The 13904-nt window shown below is 65.6% G+C and carries 13 protein-coding genes; all 13 read right to left on the bottom strand.

Going from position 1 to position 13904, the window contains the following annotated elements; genetic code table 11:
• Positions 1–215 precede the first annotated feature (215 nt).
• The 13 genes from GGC47_RS24725 to GGC47_RS24665 all read right to left on the bottom strand — a co-directional run bounded on the left by GGC47_RS24725 (position 216) and on the right by GGC47_RS24665 (position 13810).
• Positions 216–1082, bottom strand: coding sequence for a beta-keto acid cleavage family enzyme (locus tag GGC47_RS24725; RefSeq protein ID WP_429069488.1), 867 nt, complete (start codon positions 1080–1082; stop codon positions 216–218).
• A 10-nt stretch (positions 1083–1092) separates the two neighbouring features.
• Complete coding sequence (locus tag GGC47_RS24720) at positions 1093–1950, bottom strand: fumarylacetoacetate hydrolase family protein (protein ID WP_429069486.1); 858 nt, start codon at positions 1948–1950, stop codon at positions 1093–1095.
• A 42-nt stretch (positions 1951–1992) separates the two neighbouring features.
• On the bottom strand, positions 1993–3519 hold the full coding sequence (gene mhpA / locus GGC47_RS24715; RefSeq protein WP_429069484.1) for a bifunctional 3-(3-hydroxy-phenyl)propionate/3-hydroxycinnamic acid hydroxylase MhpA: 1527 nt from the start codon (positions 3517–3519) through the stop codon (positions 1993–1995).
• Between the two features lie 5 nt (positions 3520–3524).
• Positions 3525–4496 carry a VOC family protein gene (locus GGC47_RS24710; RefSeq protein ID WP_429069482.1) on the bottom strand — a complete coding sequence of 324 codons (972 nt, stop codon included), beginning with the start codon at positions 4494–4496 and terminating at the stop codon, positions 3525–3527.
• A gap of 37 nt (positions 4497–4533) precedes the next feature.
• Positions 4534–5508 (bottom strand): Bug family tripartite tricarboxylate transporter substrate binding protein, encoded by a 975-nt coding sequence (locus GGC47_RS24705; protein ID WP_429069481.1) that lies wholly within the window; start codon positions 5506–5508, stop codon positions 4534–4536.
• Positions 5505–6128, bottom strand: coding sequence for a glutathione S-transferase family protein (locus tag GGC47_RS24700; RefSeq protein WP_429069480.1), 624 nt, complete (start codon positions 6126–6128; stop codon positions 5505–5507). Before GGC47_RS24700 ends, GGC47_RS24705 begins: the two co-directional genes overlap by 4 nt.
• A gap of 11 nt (positions 6129–6139) precedes the next feature.
• Entirely contained in the window at positions 6140–6961 is an 822-nt protein-coding gene (locus GGC47_RS24695; RefSeq protein WP_429069478.1) for an ABC transporter permease, read from the bottom strand.
• Positions 6961–7752, bottom strand: coding sequence for an ABC transporter ATP-binding protein (locus GGC47_RS24690; protein ID WP_429069476.1), 792 nt, complete (start codon positions 7750–7752; stop codon positions 6961–6963). The genes GGC47_RS24695 and GGC47_RS24690 overlap by 1 nt, the downstream gene beginning before the upstream one ends.
• Positions 7749–8510 carry an ABC transporter permease gene (locus tag GGC47_RS24685; protein WP_429069474.1) on the bottom strand — a complete coding sequence of 254 codons (762 nt, stop codon included), beginning with the start codon at positions 8508–8510 and terminating at the stop codon, positions 7749–7751. Before GGC47_RS24685 ends, GGC47_RS24690 begins: the two co-directional genes overlap by 4 nt.
• Positions 8511–8528: 18 nt before the next feature.
• Positions 8529–9548 (bottom strand): ABC transporter substrate-binding protein, encoded by a 1020-nt coding sequence (locus GGC47_RS24680; RefSeq protein ID WP_429069473.1) that lies wholly within the window; start codon positions 9546–9548, stop codon positions 8529–8531.
• Between the two features lie 37 nt (positions 9549–9585).
• On the bottom strand, positions 9586–11298 hold the full coding sequence (locus GGC47_RS24675; protein WP_429069471.1) for an FAD-dependent oxidoreductase: 1713 nt from the start codon (positions 11296–11298) through the stop codon (positions 9586–9588).
• Between the two features lie 67 nt (positions 11299–11365).
• Positions 11366–11986, bottom strand: a complete 621-nt coding sequence (locus GGC47_RS24670; RefSeq protein WP_429069469.1) for a TetR/AcrR family transcriptional regulator — start codon at positions 11984–11986, stop codon at positions 11366–11368.
• Positions 11987–12442: 456 nt separating this feature from the next.
• Entirely contained in the window at positions 12443–13810 is a 1368-nt protein-coding gene (locus GGC47_RS24665) for a cytochrome P450 (RefSeq protein WP_429069501.1), read from the bottom strand.
• Positions 13811–13904: the final 94 nt, after the last annotated feature.

Raw genomic sequence — 13904 nt, 5'->3', positions numbered from 1 at the left:
GATGGACGGGGCGCGATTCCACCAAAGGAGATCGTCATGGTGCTCATCGAACAAATTCGGGAGGGTCTTGAGACCGTGGGGCCGTCCGGAGCAACCAGACAGATGAACGTGGCGATCTGAAGCGCAGCACCCTTCTTCGATCTGCCAAGAACGCTGATCGAGACTTGCAGGCGAGCTTCCGAACAAGCTTCCCTACTGACCACGATTAGTTCATCTCACATCCCTAAAAGCGACCTTGCCTCGGCCGGCGAAGCGACTTGATGTCCGAGCGCCTCCACCACGGCGACTGCGCGGGTGACGAGCGAGGGGTTGGTGGCGGGCACGCCGCGCGCGAGATACAGATTATCCTCCATCCCGACGCGGACATGGCCTCCGAGAATGGCGGCCTGCGCGGCCATGGCGAACTGCGACGCGCCGATGCCAAAACCCGACCAGTTGCAACCGGCCGGCAGCATGTCGGCCAGGAACTGCATGGTCCGCGTGTCGGCTGGGCTGCCCCAGGCGATGCCCAGGCAGAGCTGGAACCAGCCGGGCCCGCGCAGGATGCCCCGGTCGATGAAGTCCCGGGCAAGGCGGATATGGCCGGCTTCGAAGGCTTCCAGCTCGGGAAGCACGCCCGCGTCTCCGATGAGCGTCGCCATCGTCTGCAGGTGGCGCGGCGTGTTGATGAAGACCGTATCCCCGAAATTGAGCGACCCCATGTCGAGCGAGCAGATGTCCGGGCGAAGCTGCAGGATATGCCGGCATCTCGCTTCCGGCGCCTCGATGTTCGAGCCCGGCCCCGCCCGGCGCGGTTCGGCGGCGTCGGGCACGAAGCGCCCGCCATATCCGGTCGTCAGGTTGATCAGCGCCTCGCAGCGCGCCGAGCGGAGCTTGTCAACGACGGCCTCGTAAAGCGAGAGCTCCCCGCTCGGCACGCCAGTCTCTGGGTCTCGCACGTGGATGTGGACGATCGCCGCTCCTGCGCGCCAGGCATCGAGCGCGGCGCTCGCGATGGCGTCCGGCGTGATCGGGGCCGGGTTGCGCAGGTTGATCGGCGCGCTGCCGGTCACAGCGCACGTGATGATGATCGGCCTCGTCATCGCCGCCTCCTCAGAGCGGTTCGGCAGAGACGGGGTTGCGCAGGACACCGATGCCGCTGATCTCGACCTCGACGGTGTCCCCGGGCTTCATCCACAGTGGCGGAGTGCGCTTGGCACCGACGCCTCCGGGCGTCCCCGTCACGATAACATCGCCGGGCTCGAGCGTCATGATGGTGGAGCAATAGCGGATCAGGGCCGGGATGCCGGTGATGAGCTGGTCGGTCGTCGCCTTCTGGACCGTTTCCCCGTTGAGGCGGGTCTCGAGCGTCAGCCGCGACGGGTCTGGAATCTCGTCGGCCGTGACCAGCCAAGGCCCGAACGAGCCGCTGCGGGCGAAGGTCTTGCCCGCGATGAACTGGCTGGTATGGCGCTGCCAGTCACGGATGCTGCCCTCGTTGTAGCAGGCATAACCGGCAATGGCCGAGAGGGCCGCGCTTTCCGGGATACGACGGCCGCCGCGGCCGATGACGAAGGCAAGCTCGCCTTCATAATCGAAATGCTCCGACTCGATCGGCCTCACCATCGGCTGGAGATGGCCGACCTGGCTTTCCGGAAACCGGGCGAAGATCGAGGGGTGCTCGGTGACGGTTCGCCCGGTCTCCGTGACGTGGTCATGGTAGTTCAGACCGACGCAGATGATCTTGCCGGGATCCGGAATCGGGGGGAGCAGCGTGACGGCCGAAAGGGCCAGCTCGGGGAGCCTTCCCGCAGCGACCTCTCGCGCTTCCGCGAGAGCATCGGCAGCCAGGAGCCGACGCAGGCTGGTGATGCCGGCCCCGGAAAAATGCGGACCGAGATCGACGATGGACTGATCTTTGACGGCGCCGAAGCTGGAGAGACCGTTCGCGACGAATGAGACAAGTTTCATGGGATCCTCGAAGATCACTGACGACGGATGGAAAAGCGCGGTTCAGGCCGCCAGGGCGTTGTCCTGATGGCGTTGGATGGCCAGGTTCGGGAGGGTCGAGGCGGCCGGCACATCGGCTGCGACCGCCATGACGTAGCGGTCCGGCCGGACCAGTGCCGCGGCGATGTTTTCGCGCGTCAGCCAGGTTTCCACGGCATCGCCGGCCTCGGCCTCGATCAGGGCGATGCCGGCTTCCCGGCACGATCGGGCGAGCCCGTCATCGGCCACGCCAGGCAGGACCAGCAACGCGAAGCGGTCGCCCACGACGTCATCGAGCAGCAACCCGTTCGACAGCCTCGGCTGCGGGGCCGGCCTGCCGACCGCTTCGGCGTTTCCGATGCCCAGGCCCGCTCCAAGACGCGGTTTGATCGAGCGCATCGGAAGCGGCCTGCCAGGAGGAGCCCTCCCTTGCAGCGCCTGCTCGGCCGCGCGCATGTTGATGAGGCCACCCAGCCGGACCGCCAGCTCGATATATTCCGTCACATGCGGCGCGCGTTCGCTTTCGTAGCTGTCCAGAAGCGTGTCCGGCGCCTTGCGGTCGATGACCGCCTGAAGTTTCCAAGCCAGATTGGCAGCGTCGCGGATGCCCGCGCAGAGGCCCTGCCCGAGGAATGGCGGCGTCTGGTGAGCCGCATCGCCTGCGATCAAGAGGCGCCCGCTGCGCCAGCGCCGCGCAACCACCGAGTGAAAGGTGTAGACGGCAGCTCGCTCGAGCTCGGCATCGTCGGGCGTGATCCAGCGGGATAGCAGCCGCCATATCGTCGCCGGCTCCAGCAGCATCGCATTTGTCTCGGTCGCCAGGGCCGTAATTTCCCAGCGTCTTCGAACTCCGACCCCGCGTACATAGGTGGCGGGCCTGCCGGGCTCACAGTACTGGATGCTGTGGTCACCGAGCTCGGGCTTGTCCCGCTTCAGGAGGCAGTCGACCACCAGCCAGCGTTCATGGAAGCCGAGATCGATTCCGGTGGAACCGATCAGCCGGCGCACCAGTGAGCGTGCGCCGTCGCAGCCGACGACGTAGCGGGCACGACCACGCATGAGCTGCCCCGTGTCCAGTTCCTCGAAACGGAGCGTCGCCGCCTCGCCATCCTCTTCGACGGCAAAGACATCCCGCCGCGTCTGCACCTTCACGGATGGAAGAGTCGAAAGACGCCGGCGCAGCACGGCCTCGAGGTCCGGTTGATGAAAGCGGTAGCTTTCGTGCCAGCCCTGCGGACCCGGCTCCATGCTGCGCGACCAGTCCAGCATGATGCGGCCCGCTGCATCGATGAAGCGCATGCCGGGCGACACCTGCGTCAGCGGCAGCATCTGGTCCGCGATGCCGATCGCCTGGAGGACGCGCATGACCTCGTCGTCGAAATGGACGGCGCGGGGCAGCGGATAGATCTCGGCCTCGCGCTCGAGGATCAGGACGGACAGACCCGCCTTGCCGAGGAGGCAGCCGAGAGCCGCGCCCACCGGTCCCAGCCCGATGATCGCAACGTCCACCATGTCGTCGGGAGGCCGCTGTTCGCAGGTGCCGCTCGCCATGCGCGTCACTCGCTTGCGATAACGGAATCGAGCCAGGCGCAATTGGTCGGGTTCGGCACGCGAACGCCGCGCCGCGCCGCGTCGAGCCGCATCTCGCGCAGCCGGCCGCGCTGGTCCTCCGGCAGATACAGCCGCTCATGCCCCCAGAGGCTGGGCCCGTCGTGGGTCTCGAACGGCTCCCATGTAGCCGGATCGATCACCTGCGCGCCCCAGCCATATTCGACGAAGAACTCCGAGGGCGTATGGGCGTAGAACGATGTCATGTGATCGTTGGTGTGGCGCCCGAGCGTGTAGGCGACCCGCCCCTCGTCGAGCTGCGCCAGGTCGTAGCCCTGGCCGACATCGTCGAGGCTCTGCAGCTCCAGCATGAAATGGTGGAAGCTCTGCTTGCCGGAGCCGACCATGGCGAAGCTGTGGTGGCGACCGTTCACATGGAAGAAATAGAGCGGATAGGGCTTGAGCCCGTAATCCGTGACGTGGAAACCGAGAACGTCGCGATAGAAGCGCATCGCGACCTCGATATTGTCGACGTTCAGCACGACATGGCCCATGCCCAGCGGGCCTGTCTTGAAGCCGGAAATCGGCCGGCCGGGCAGGAAGGGATCGCTGGCGATCTCGGGCGAATGGAAGATCTCGACCCGGTGACCGTTCGGGTCGGTGAAGACGATGAGGTCACCGACCCGCCGCTCGACGGCGAGGGCGCGTGTGCCCCGGCGGACGGCGACGCCATGCTGGTCGAGGCGTGCCGCCATCGTCTCCAGGCCGGCGGCATCCTCGACCTCCCAGCCCAGGAAGCCGAGCCCGTCCTTGTCGTCTCCGGTGACGACCAGGCGCTGCTTGCGGTCATCCATCCTGAACGTCCGCACCGCGCCGCCGCGATCGACCGGCTGCATGCCCAGCAGCGAGGTCGCGAAGCCGCTCCAATCATCCAGCTTGGTCGACTGGATCCCGACATAGCCGAGTGCCTTGATGGTCATGGCGTGTCTCCTCCATGGGCTGTTGCGTTGCGTCGCGTCACTGCTGCCGTTCGATGCCGCGAGCCTCGATGACCCGGCTGAATTCGGCGATCTCGCGCCGGACGCGCTCGGCAAAGACGGGACCGGTACTCGCCGCCGCGTTCGCGCCGAGCCGGCTCATGTCCTGCGCGAAAGCGTCCGACTGGACCACGGCGGTAATCTCGGCGCGCCAGCGCTCGACGATGGCGGCCGGGGCGCCCTTGCGTATCGCGAGCCCGAGCCAGGACTCGTAGGCGAGGCCGGGAACGACGTCCCCGGAGAAGGGCACGGCGGCCATCTCGGGCGGGACCAGCCGGGAGGTCACGGCCAATGTCCTCACCTTCCCGGCCGCGGCATGCGGATGCACGAAGGTCATGGTGTCGATCATCAGATCGACGCGTCCGCCCAGGAAATCGGAGATGGCGGCGGCGCTGCCGCGATAGGGCACATGGGTGAATTCGGCGCCGGTCGCGGCGTTCAGCCACTCGCCCAGCAGATGATGACCGGTGCCGTATCCGACCGAGTAATAGCTGAGCGTGCGCGGGCGAGCCTTGGCGGCCGCCACGATCTCGGCGAGGCTGCCATAGGGCGAATCCGGGCGAACCCCGAACGCCATGCCATAGGTCGCGGCAGTCGACAGCCATTCGATGTCGTCGACCGGATCAAAAGGCATGCTCGTCCGGAGCGCCGCCGTCACCGAATGCGCGCTCGCCAGCAGCAGGACCTGATATCCGTCGGCGGGCTCGCGCAGGAGCTGGCTCGTCGCTACCATGCCGCCGGCGCCGGGCCGGTTTTCGACGATGACCGGCTTGCCGAAGCGGACGGCGAGCTTTTCCGCCAGAAGCCGCGCCACCGTGTCCGAGCTGCCGCCGGCCGCAAAGCCCACGACGATCTTCAGCGGGCGGCTGGGAAACGCCTCCTGCGAGGATGCGGGGTTGCACAGACCCGAGAGGGCAAGCGCCACGGCCGCAAGGAACGCGCCGCGCGTCATCATTTGCCGATCCCCTCGACCTCGAAGACGCGCCGGGCCGCCGCCGTCGCCTTGAGCGCGGCGTAGCGTTCGGCGCAATGAGCGGGAACCGGCATGCCGACGCGGTCCGTCGCCCAGAACAGGACGTAGAACAGCGCGGCGTCGGCGAAGCTCGGCGTCGATGCCAGAACTCCCCCCGGCATCAGGCTGCGCTCGACGACCAAGAGCCCTTCGCCGACGATAGCCTTGCCCTGCTCCTGAACCGCCGCATGGCCGGCGGGGTCGGCCGCGAACTTCATCGGGCGGAAGATGCGGGAGAAGCCCTGCATGTGTAGCGTCGCGACGAGGTAGTCGGTCAGTTCCGCGGCTCTCAGCAGCAGCTCGGGGTCGCTCGGCAGCATTCCCTTTTCGGGAGCCATGCCGGCGAGGTGTTGCGCGATCACCGGAAACTCGGTCAGGACCGAGCCGTCGTCGCGCTGCAGAGTCGGGACCTTGGCCTTGGGGTTGAGGGCAATGAACCAGGGCTCCCGGTTTTCACCGGAGCGGATATCGACCTTCCGCCGCTCATAGGGCAGGCCGAGCCGCTCCAGCAGGAAGTGTATGCCGATCGAGCAGGCCCCCGGCGCATAGTAAAGCGTCGTCATGATCGCACTCCCTAATGCTGGTAATCGGAGGATCGTTGCGGCTGCCAGGCGAGCACGCGGCGCTGGACCGCGCCCAGCAATGCGTCAGCGGCCACGACCAGAACGGCGGTGAGCAAAATGCCGGCATAGACGCCGGTCATGTCGGCGATGTTGTAGGAATGGTGGATGTAGAAGCCGATGCCCTGCTCGGCGGCGAGGAATTCGCCGACAAGCGCCGCATTGATTGCCCAGGGCAGCGCGGCCCGCAGCGCCGCCCAGACGAAGGGCTGCGCGGCATGCCAGAAGACCTCGCGCGCGATCTCGACCCTGCCGGCGCCAAAGACGGCGACCGTGCGGATCAGGCTCGGCCCGACCGAGCGGATGCCCGCGAAGGTCGCGACGAAGGCCATGAAGAAGGTCATCAGCGCGACCAGTACGATCTTGCCCGTCACACCGATGCCGAACCACAGGATGAGGATGGGTGTGAGCGCGAGTTTGGGTATCCCGACCGCGGCTTGCGCGAAGGGGGCGATCACGGCCGTCAGGCGCGGCGACATCTGAACCAGGAAGGGCAGCACGAGGCCCAGGCCCGCCCCGATTGCCAGCCCGCCCAGAGTCTCGACCAGCGTGATCGTGACCATCGCGATCATCTCGCCGGAGGCGGCCAGTTCGACCAGGCGCACCGCCGATTCCACAGGTCCGGCGATCAACTCTGGCTTCGCCCGGGACGCGAGCTCCCAACCGATGGTCAGCGCGACGGCGACCAGGGTCCGAACCAGGGCCAGACGAGAGATCATCCGCGTCGAAACCGGTTGTTCCTTTGCCATCGCGTCATTCGTCAGAGGCTGCGTCATCAGACCTCCGCCCGAATGCGGCCGAAGACGCGCGGGAATTCGGCCTCCGTGACGAGGCTGTCGACCGAGCGAGGCCGGGGGATCAGGATCGGATGGTCGCCCCGCAGGCGAGCCGGAGACTTCGTGAGCGTCAAGGTGCGGTCGCCCAGCGCGATCGCTTCGGGAATGTCGTGGGTGACGAACAGGATCGTCTTGCGCCCCAGCTCCCAGAGCCGGACGAGATCGTTCTGGATGTGCAGCCGGGATTCGGCGTCGAGCGCGCCGAACGGCTCGTCCATCAGAATGACGGGAGGGTCGTAGGCGAGCGTCCGGATGATCGAGGCACGCTTGCGCATCCCGCCGGAAAGCTCGTGCGGATAATGATTCTCGAAGCCGCCAAGCCCGACGGCATGGATGAGTTGGTCGATGCGCTGCCGCGCCGTGGCGTCCAGCCGGCCCTGCACCTCCAGTGGGTAGGCCACGTTGGCGCGCAGCGTCCGCCAGGGCAGCAGGTTGTCGTCCTGCATGACGTACCCGACCCGCCCCCCCGAGCCGGGTTGGAGGCGCTTGATGCCCGGTTCGCTGATAGTTTCCCCACGCAGAAGGATGTCGCCGGCGCTGGGCGGCTCAATCTGAGCGAGTAGATTGAGCAGCGTCGACTTGCCTGAGCCGGAGGGGCCCACCAGCGTGACGAACTCGCCTTCGAAAAGGTTAAAGGACAGATCCTTGATGACCCACCGTGGTGGACCGCCGTCGCGGCTGGAAAAGGCCTTGCCGAGCCCGCGGATTTCGAGGAGCGGGGTCTGTGTCATTGGCCGCATTCCTCTACGTTGCTCGTCGGTTTGTGCTGCCAGGCCAGGAGATGGCGTTCGGCCGCCGCGACACCGACATTGGCGAGGGCGACAAGAAGGGTGAGCGCAGTCACCGCGGCCAGCGCGCCGGTAATCTCGAAATTGGCCGCCGACGACTGCACCAGATAGCCCAGCCCCCTGTTCGACGAGATCAGCTCGGCGACGGCGGCACCGCCGATCGAGAGCGGCAGCGCGATCTGGACCGCCTGGAAAGCGAAGGGCGTGGCCGCCGGCAGGACGATCGTCCACAGGATCTGCGGCTCGTTAGCGCCTGCGACGCGGGCCATCCTCAGCAGCCGCGGATCGACCGCCTTCACCCCCTCCAGCATGCTGAAGAAGACCAGAAAGAAGGACACGCTGGCGACCAGAGCGACCTTGCTCCAGATGCCGATCCCGAACCAGATGATGAAGAGCGGGATAAACGCGACCTTTGGAAGCCCGTAGGCCACCACGATGAAGGGATTGAGTACGGCCGTGAGATAGGGCCTGCGCCGCAGCAGGAGCGGCAGCACGAGCCCCGGCAGCCCCCCGATCAGGAAGCCCAGCGTCCCTTCCAGCAGGGTGTAGCCGATATGGATGCCGATGCTCCCTTCGGCCACCCATCGGTAGAGCTGGCCTGCGACCAGCCAGGGCGTGCTGATCTGCTCCGGGCCTAGCCAGGTGCCCCCCATCTGCCAGCCCAGCAGCAGAACCAGCACGAAGATGACGCGATCCCACATGCGACGCGCCTCCTATTGCTACCGCCCGAGCGAGGGAGCATAGAGCTCCGACGCTGGCGGAACCGCCGCAGTTTCGGGAATGACGCCGCCGGCGCGATCGAAGGCGACGGCGTTGCGATACATGTCCTCCGTCAGTCCAAGATCGGTTCGCGTATACTTGGCAAAAATGGCGAAGGACTGCCGCAGAGCCTCGGGCTCCATCCTGTCGAAGGTCTTGCCGAGCGCCGCGAGGCTCGCGGCCGGGTCGCTCCTCATCAACGCCACGGCCTTGCCGATCGCGGTGGTGAAGCCCCGGCAGGCGGCGGCCTCGGCCTGGCAGTAATCCGGCCGGACGAGCACGACGTTGTAGGGAAAGGTCTTCATTTCGGGCAGATCGACATCCGGACCCGTGATCCAGAGCGCGCCGCCGTCATTCACCGCCGTCAGCGAAAAGGGCGGCGAGAAGGCCATCGCCTCGATCGTGCCGCTCTTCATCGCCGCGACCATGGCCTGGGGCTGCAAGGCGGTGATGGTGAAGTCGGTTTCGGGATTCATCCCGGCCTTGCGTGCCAGATAGCGCAGGAAGCTGTGGGGCAAGCCGTTGACCGCATCGATGCCGATCGTCAGGCCCTTCAATGCACGGATGCGCGCCAGCGCATCGCCGGGCGGTACCGCCCCGAGCTTGTCGGCAACCGGCTTGCGCACGACGATATCGGTCGTGAAGCGATCCTGTGTGTTGGCGATGGCCACGAGCTTCTGGTTGCGCACCGCGGCGGCAATCTGAATGCCGCCGGAGATCATCGCGAAGTCGGCGCTCTTGCCGAGCACGGCCGTCAGGACGCCGGGACCGGCCACATAGACGATCTTGGGCTCGATCCCGGCCTCGCGGAAATAGCCGCGCTCAGCGGCGATATAGGCCGGGGCGAACAGGAGCGACTGGGCCGGCAGAGCCAGCGTGACGTTCTGCTGGGCCATTGCGGGCCCGACCACGCCCGCCAGGGTGAAGCCTGCGGCCAAGCTCAGCACGGCCAAGCCCATGCGAAACAAACGCGTCTTCATACCGTCCTCCCGTTCGTTCTTTTTTTATCGGTGGTCTTCAGGCTGCCGTGCGTGCCGTTCCCTCCCTGGCCGGCCCGAACAAGATCACGTCCAGAATGTATTCTACGGCTTCCGGCGCGCGCGGTGACGCTTCCTGCGAGCGGAAAGCCACAATGCCATCCGGCCGGATCAGCACGGCTCCCTCATCGGCGAGTCCGTAAAGTCGCCTGAAGGTGTCTCCGGGATCGGAGAGATCGCCGTGGCCTCCGACGAGCCATCCTGTTCCAGCCACCCCTCGGCGGGCGAGCGCACCTTCAAAGCTCCGGCGCCAAGCCGACGCCCCGGGTGTCGCAAGGACCGTGAATGCTCCGAAACCGATCAGATCGATCGTAGAGACGCTTTCCCCATCCTGGAGAAGCTGAAGATGTGGGGCGCGGTATCCAGGCCTTGCGCAGGGGACATAGGTACCGACGGATGGTGCCGCGACAGCCTCTCCGTCGGGGACGAGTGCTCCCGATGCGTAGCCTTGTCCAAAAGTCTGCCCGAGATAGTCGAAATGGTCCCTGAGATGCGGAACGGCCTGGCGAAGGCGCTCCGACGCAGCACGCTCGTCGGGACCGTCCAGGCTGCGGGCAAAGGAGCTCTCTGACGTCGCCATTCCCGAGAGCCCGAGTTCGGCCATCTTCATGGCGTTGGCGACGCTCTGTTCGATGTTGAAATGAGCGATCGGGCGGCGTTCGATCCCGTAAGTCTCGAGCAGGGCCTGCGGTGCGGCGCCCTTCAGGACGAGCGCCAGTTTCCAGGCGAGGTTATGAACGTCCCCGATCCCTGTGTTCATTCCTTGCCCACCGGTCGGCGGTAGCGGATGGGCCGCATCGCCCGCGATGAAAATCCGGCCATTGCCCATCTGTTCCGCCAGGAGAGCCTGCATCCGCCAGGGCAGGATCGAATGGATAGCGAGCGGAATGTCGTCCCGGCCGATCACATTGCGCAGGATCTCGGCGCAACGGGCCGGCGTGAACGCCTCCACGGTCTCCCGCTCGGGATCGAAGGCGAAATTGTAGGTCCAGCGCGTGCGGCCATCGAGCGCGATCAGCACGCCACAGGTCAAGGCATTATAGATCCACCAGAGCAGATAGGGGCGGGTTTCTGTCAGCGGCCAGAGATCGGCCTCGAAATAGATGCCGATCTGCCGGCCGATGCGTCCGCGCCCCTGCATGCCGATCCCGGCCTGTTCGCGCACCATGCTGCGGGTGCCGTCGGCGCCGACGAGATACGATGCGGCGAGCGAGAACGGGCCGTCCGGCCCTCTGCCTGACAGGATCACCGACTCGCTGTCCTGGGTGATGCTCTCCACCTCGGTCGCGAACCGCAGATCGATCAGCGGCTGCCCGTCGGCCGCCTCCCGCAAGATCGGCTCGAGGCGGTCCTGGGGACAGGAGGCTCGTAGGCAAGGGCTCGCGGCGCGCTGGGCGGCGTCCCGCTCGGGGACCCCTTGTGTTCGCAGGACGGCGATCGCCGGCTCCGTCAGGCGCCTCAGAAATGCGACGCCCTGGTTGCGCTCGATCGGGAGGCTTTGGGCGCGGATCGCATCTTCGAGGCCGAGCGACCGGAAGATTTCCATGCTGCGCGCATTGACCACATGTCCGCGCGGATGGGTGGACGTGCCGCTATTGCGCTCGAAGACAGTGGTCCGCACGCCGAGCCGGGCGAGAAGCAGCGCGCAGGCCAGCCCGGTCGGACCGGCGCCGATGATGGCGACCTCGGACATGGTTTCCTCCGGGCCGGCATTGCATCGCCAGCCTCCTTTGACTGACAGTCAATCCTAGTTTTGACTGTCAGTCAATAGGCGCCTGATCGGGCGCGTCGGAGGCACCCAGGATGCCGGCTCGGGCCATAGTGGCACTGAACATTTCCAAGGAGATGCGGATGATCCCGTCAGGGGAGACCGGCTTCCCCTGCATCCATTCAAGGACAAGCTCGTCGTAGAAACCGAGCCAGGCTCGCGTGGCGACGATCAGTGCCTCCGATGGCTTTTGCACGCCGAAGAAGCCGAGTATCAGATGGATCGCATTGCGCCGCGAACCTTCCCAGATGGCCTGGATGGCCGGGCTGCCGCCACCGCGCGAATGAAAGACATAGTCGGCCTTTCGCTGTTCCACCGCTTCCATATGGCTGCGGAGGAAGTTCGCGAGCTTTCCGGGCGCAGAATCCGCCCCCACGGTGGCCTCGATATGCAGTCGGTCGAGCCGGCCCGCCGCCTCGCGGGACACGGCCTCGTATAGCTTCGCCTTGGTGCCAAAATAGTGGAAGACCAGGCCGTGCGCCACGCCAGCAAGACGTGCAATCTCTTCGACCGAGACTTTGTCGAAGGCCGTTTGCGTGAACAGCGTCGTCGCCGCCTCGATGATCCGGCCACGCGACTCGGAAGCGCTGTCTTTGGGTTTTCGCTGGCTCATGCCCGCCCATAAAAATCATGGCCGCATTCCAGGCAACCCCTGCAGACCGCTGATCGATCGGTAGTCTCGCCTGGGGTGCGCCCGAAACGTCAGTCGTCATCGGGCGAGAAACGCCATAAGACTAAGCCGCTCTCGCGGCAAAAGCTGCGCGTGTCGACGGCGTCGCGGGTCATGATGTAAGGGCGCCGTACCGTCTGAGGATCGAGGGCGTCACCTCACCTCAGACGGAGCCTCCCATGAGTCATGACGCCATCTCGCTATCAACTTCACCTGGCTCCCCTCGGTCCCGAGCGCGGGCCTGCTGCGCGCGGCTATCTCTCTCGCTTCGGCCTCGTTGGCGCCGAAGCCGCCCAAGAATCGTTTCCAGTTCTAAGTGCAGATCGTGATCCGGCAGCGGTCCACCGCCGCCGTTTGGCTTCGGCAGGGTGAAGCAAGCCAGGCTTCCTGAGACATTCCTCAGCGCAATATCAGGTTCATGCGCTGCGGCCGGTTCGACCGAAGCGTCACCTTCATGACGGGCTTGGGTGGCTCGGGCTCGATCGTCGTGAGCCGGACCTTCTGAAGCAGCACAGCCAAGATGGCGACCGCCTCCATGACGGCGAAGGCATTGCCGATGCAGACACGTGGACCCGCACCAAAGGGCATGTAGGCATAGCGGTGCCGTGCCTTGGCCGCCTCCGGGCTGAAACGATCCGGGTCGAACGCCTCGGGATCCGACCACAGGGAAGCGTGGTGATGCACCGCGTAGATCGGTACGATCATCACCGTTCCGGCCGGAATGAGATACCCCCCGAGCTCGAAGTCCTCCAAAGCGGTCCGCGTGATGATCGGCGCGGGGGGATAAAGGCGCATGGCTTCCGAGAAGGCCTGCCGCGTATAGATCAGTTTCGAGACATGCTCCGCGTCCACCGGCTCGCCCATCGTGACCGCATCGATCTCGGCGAGAACTTTTCCCTCGATCTGCGGATGCCGCGCCAGCAAACCGAATGTCCATGCCAGCCCGAGCGCCGTCGTTTCGTGTCCGGCCGTGATGAAGGTCATGAGATTGTCGACGACTTCCGGGTCGCTCATCCTGCGCCCGCCTTCCGGGTCAGAGGCCGACAGAAGCATGTTCACAAGATCATGGCGGTCATCCGGGCGCTTGCGCCTCTCCTCGATCACGCTCAGAATACTGGACCGCAGGAATGCAACGGCGGCTTCGGCCTTGCCGCGACCGGGATAGGGTATCCACTCCGGGGCGTGCAAAAGTCCGAGTGCGAACGTCCAGCCGGTCGGCTTGAGGAAGTCCGAAATACTTTTCTCGACCCGCCCGACATCGATGCCATGTCCGCCGGACATCATCGTCTCGACAATGATGTCGAAGGTGGTGCGCATCATCTCGTGGCTGACATCGACTGTTCCGTTGCCCACCCCGATCCACCTGTCGCGCGTGCGCCGAGCCGCTGCGATCATTGTCGGCTGGAGTTCGAGAAGCTTGTCGTGCCGGAACGCGCCGGCAACCGACTGCCGTTGCCATTTCCAATGTGCCCCGTCCGCCGTCAGCAGGCCCTGGCCCAACGCCGGTCCAAGGGCTCGCCTGACTTGATCCCCTTTGCCCAAAGCTTCCGCATTTTTGACCAAGGCCTCGTGGATCAGCGCAGGATCGGCCAGGTAGACCTTCAATTCTCCGGCGGATTTCGAAAAAACCAGTGGTTCCGTGAAGACCGATGGGGGAAGCGCGTCGAGCGGGTTGCGCACGATCGCCAGCAGGGTCGCGAGCGTTGACTGCGGCGTCAGCGGAAACGTGGTCTTCAGCGTGCGGTCATTTTGAGCCGAGCTATCCATCATGCGCATCCTTGCTCGCTAACCGTCCACCTCGTAGATGTAAGGTGCGTACCTTAGACGATCTAAGGTGGGCACCTTAGATATGCAAGGGAGG

Origin of the sequence: Allobosea sp. OAE752, assembly GCF_050433265.1 — a bacterium.
Lineage (GTDB): Bacteria > Pseudomonadota > Alphaproteobacteria > Rhizobiales > Beijerinckiaceae > Allobosea > Allobosea spartocytisi.
This window is presented reverse-complemented; position numbering and strand designations above follow the sequence as displayed.

Coding starts and splice junctions, on each gene's coding strand:
- GGC47_RS24675 (WP_429069471.1), bottom strand. CDS start 11,298: ATGTCCGAGGTCGCCATCATCGGCGCCGGTCCGACCGGGCTGGCCTGC.
- mhpA (WP_429069484.1), bottom strand. CDS start 3,519: ATGGCGAGCGGCACCTGCGAACAGCGGCCTCCCGACGACATGGTGGAC.
- GGC47_RS24680 (WP_429069473.1), bottom strand. CDS start 9,548: ATGAAGACGCGTTTGTTTCGCATGGGCTTGGCCGTGCTGAGCTTGGCC.
- GGC47_RS24685 (WP_429069474.1), bottom strand. CDS start 8,510: ATGTGGGATCGCGTCATCTTCGTGCTGGTTCTGCTGCTGGGCTGGCAG.
- GGC47_RS24695 (WP_429069478.1), bottom strand. CDS start 6,961: ATGACGCAGCCTCTGACGAATGACGCGATGGCAAAGGAACAACCGGTT.
- GGC47_RS24720 (WP_429069486.1), bottom strand. CDS start 1,950: ATGAAACTTGTCTCATTCGTCGCGAACGGTCTCTCCAGCTTCGGCGCC.
- GGC47_RS24710 (WP_429069482.1), bottom strand. CDS start 4,496: ATGACCATCAAGGCACTCGGCTATGTCGGGATCCAGTCGACCAAGCTG.
- GGC47_RS24665 (WP_429069501.1), bottom strand. CDS start 13,810: ATGGATAGCTCGGCTCAAAATGACCGCACGCTGAAGACCACGTTTCCG.
- GGC47_RS24670 (WP_429069469.1), bottom strand. CDS start 11,986: ATGAGCCAGCGAAAACCCAAAGACAGCGCTTCCGAGTCGCGTGGCCGG.
- GGC47_RS24690 (WP_429069476.1), bottom strand. CDS start 7,752: ATGACACAGACCCCGCTCCTCGAAATCCGCGGGCTCGGCAAGGCCTTT.
- GGC47_RS24725 (WP_429069488.1), bottom strand. CDS start 1,082: ATGACGAGGCCGATCATCATCACGTGCGCTGTGACCGGCAGCGCGCCG.
- GGC47_RS24700 (WP_429069480.1), bottom strand. CDS start 6,128: ATGACGACGCTTTACTATGCGCCGGGGGCCTGCTCGATCGGCATACAC.
- GGC47_RS24705 (WP_429069481.1), bottom strand. CDS start 5,508: ATGATGACGCGCGGCGCGTTCCTTGCGGCCGTGGCGCTTGCCCTCTCG.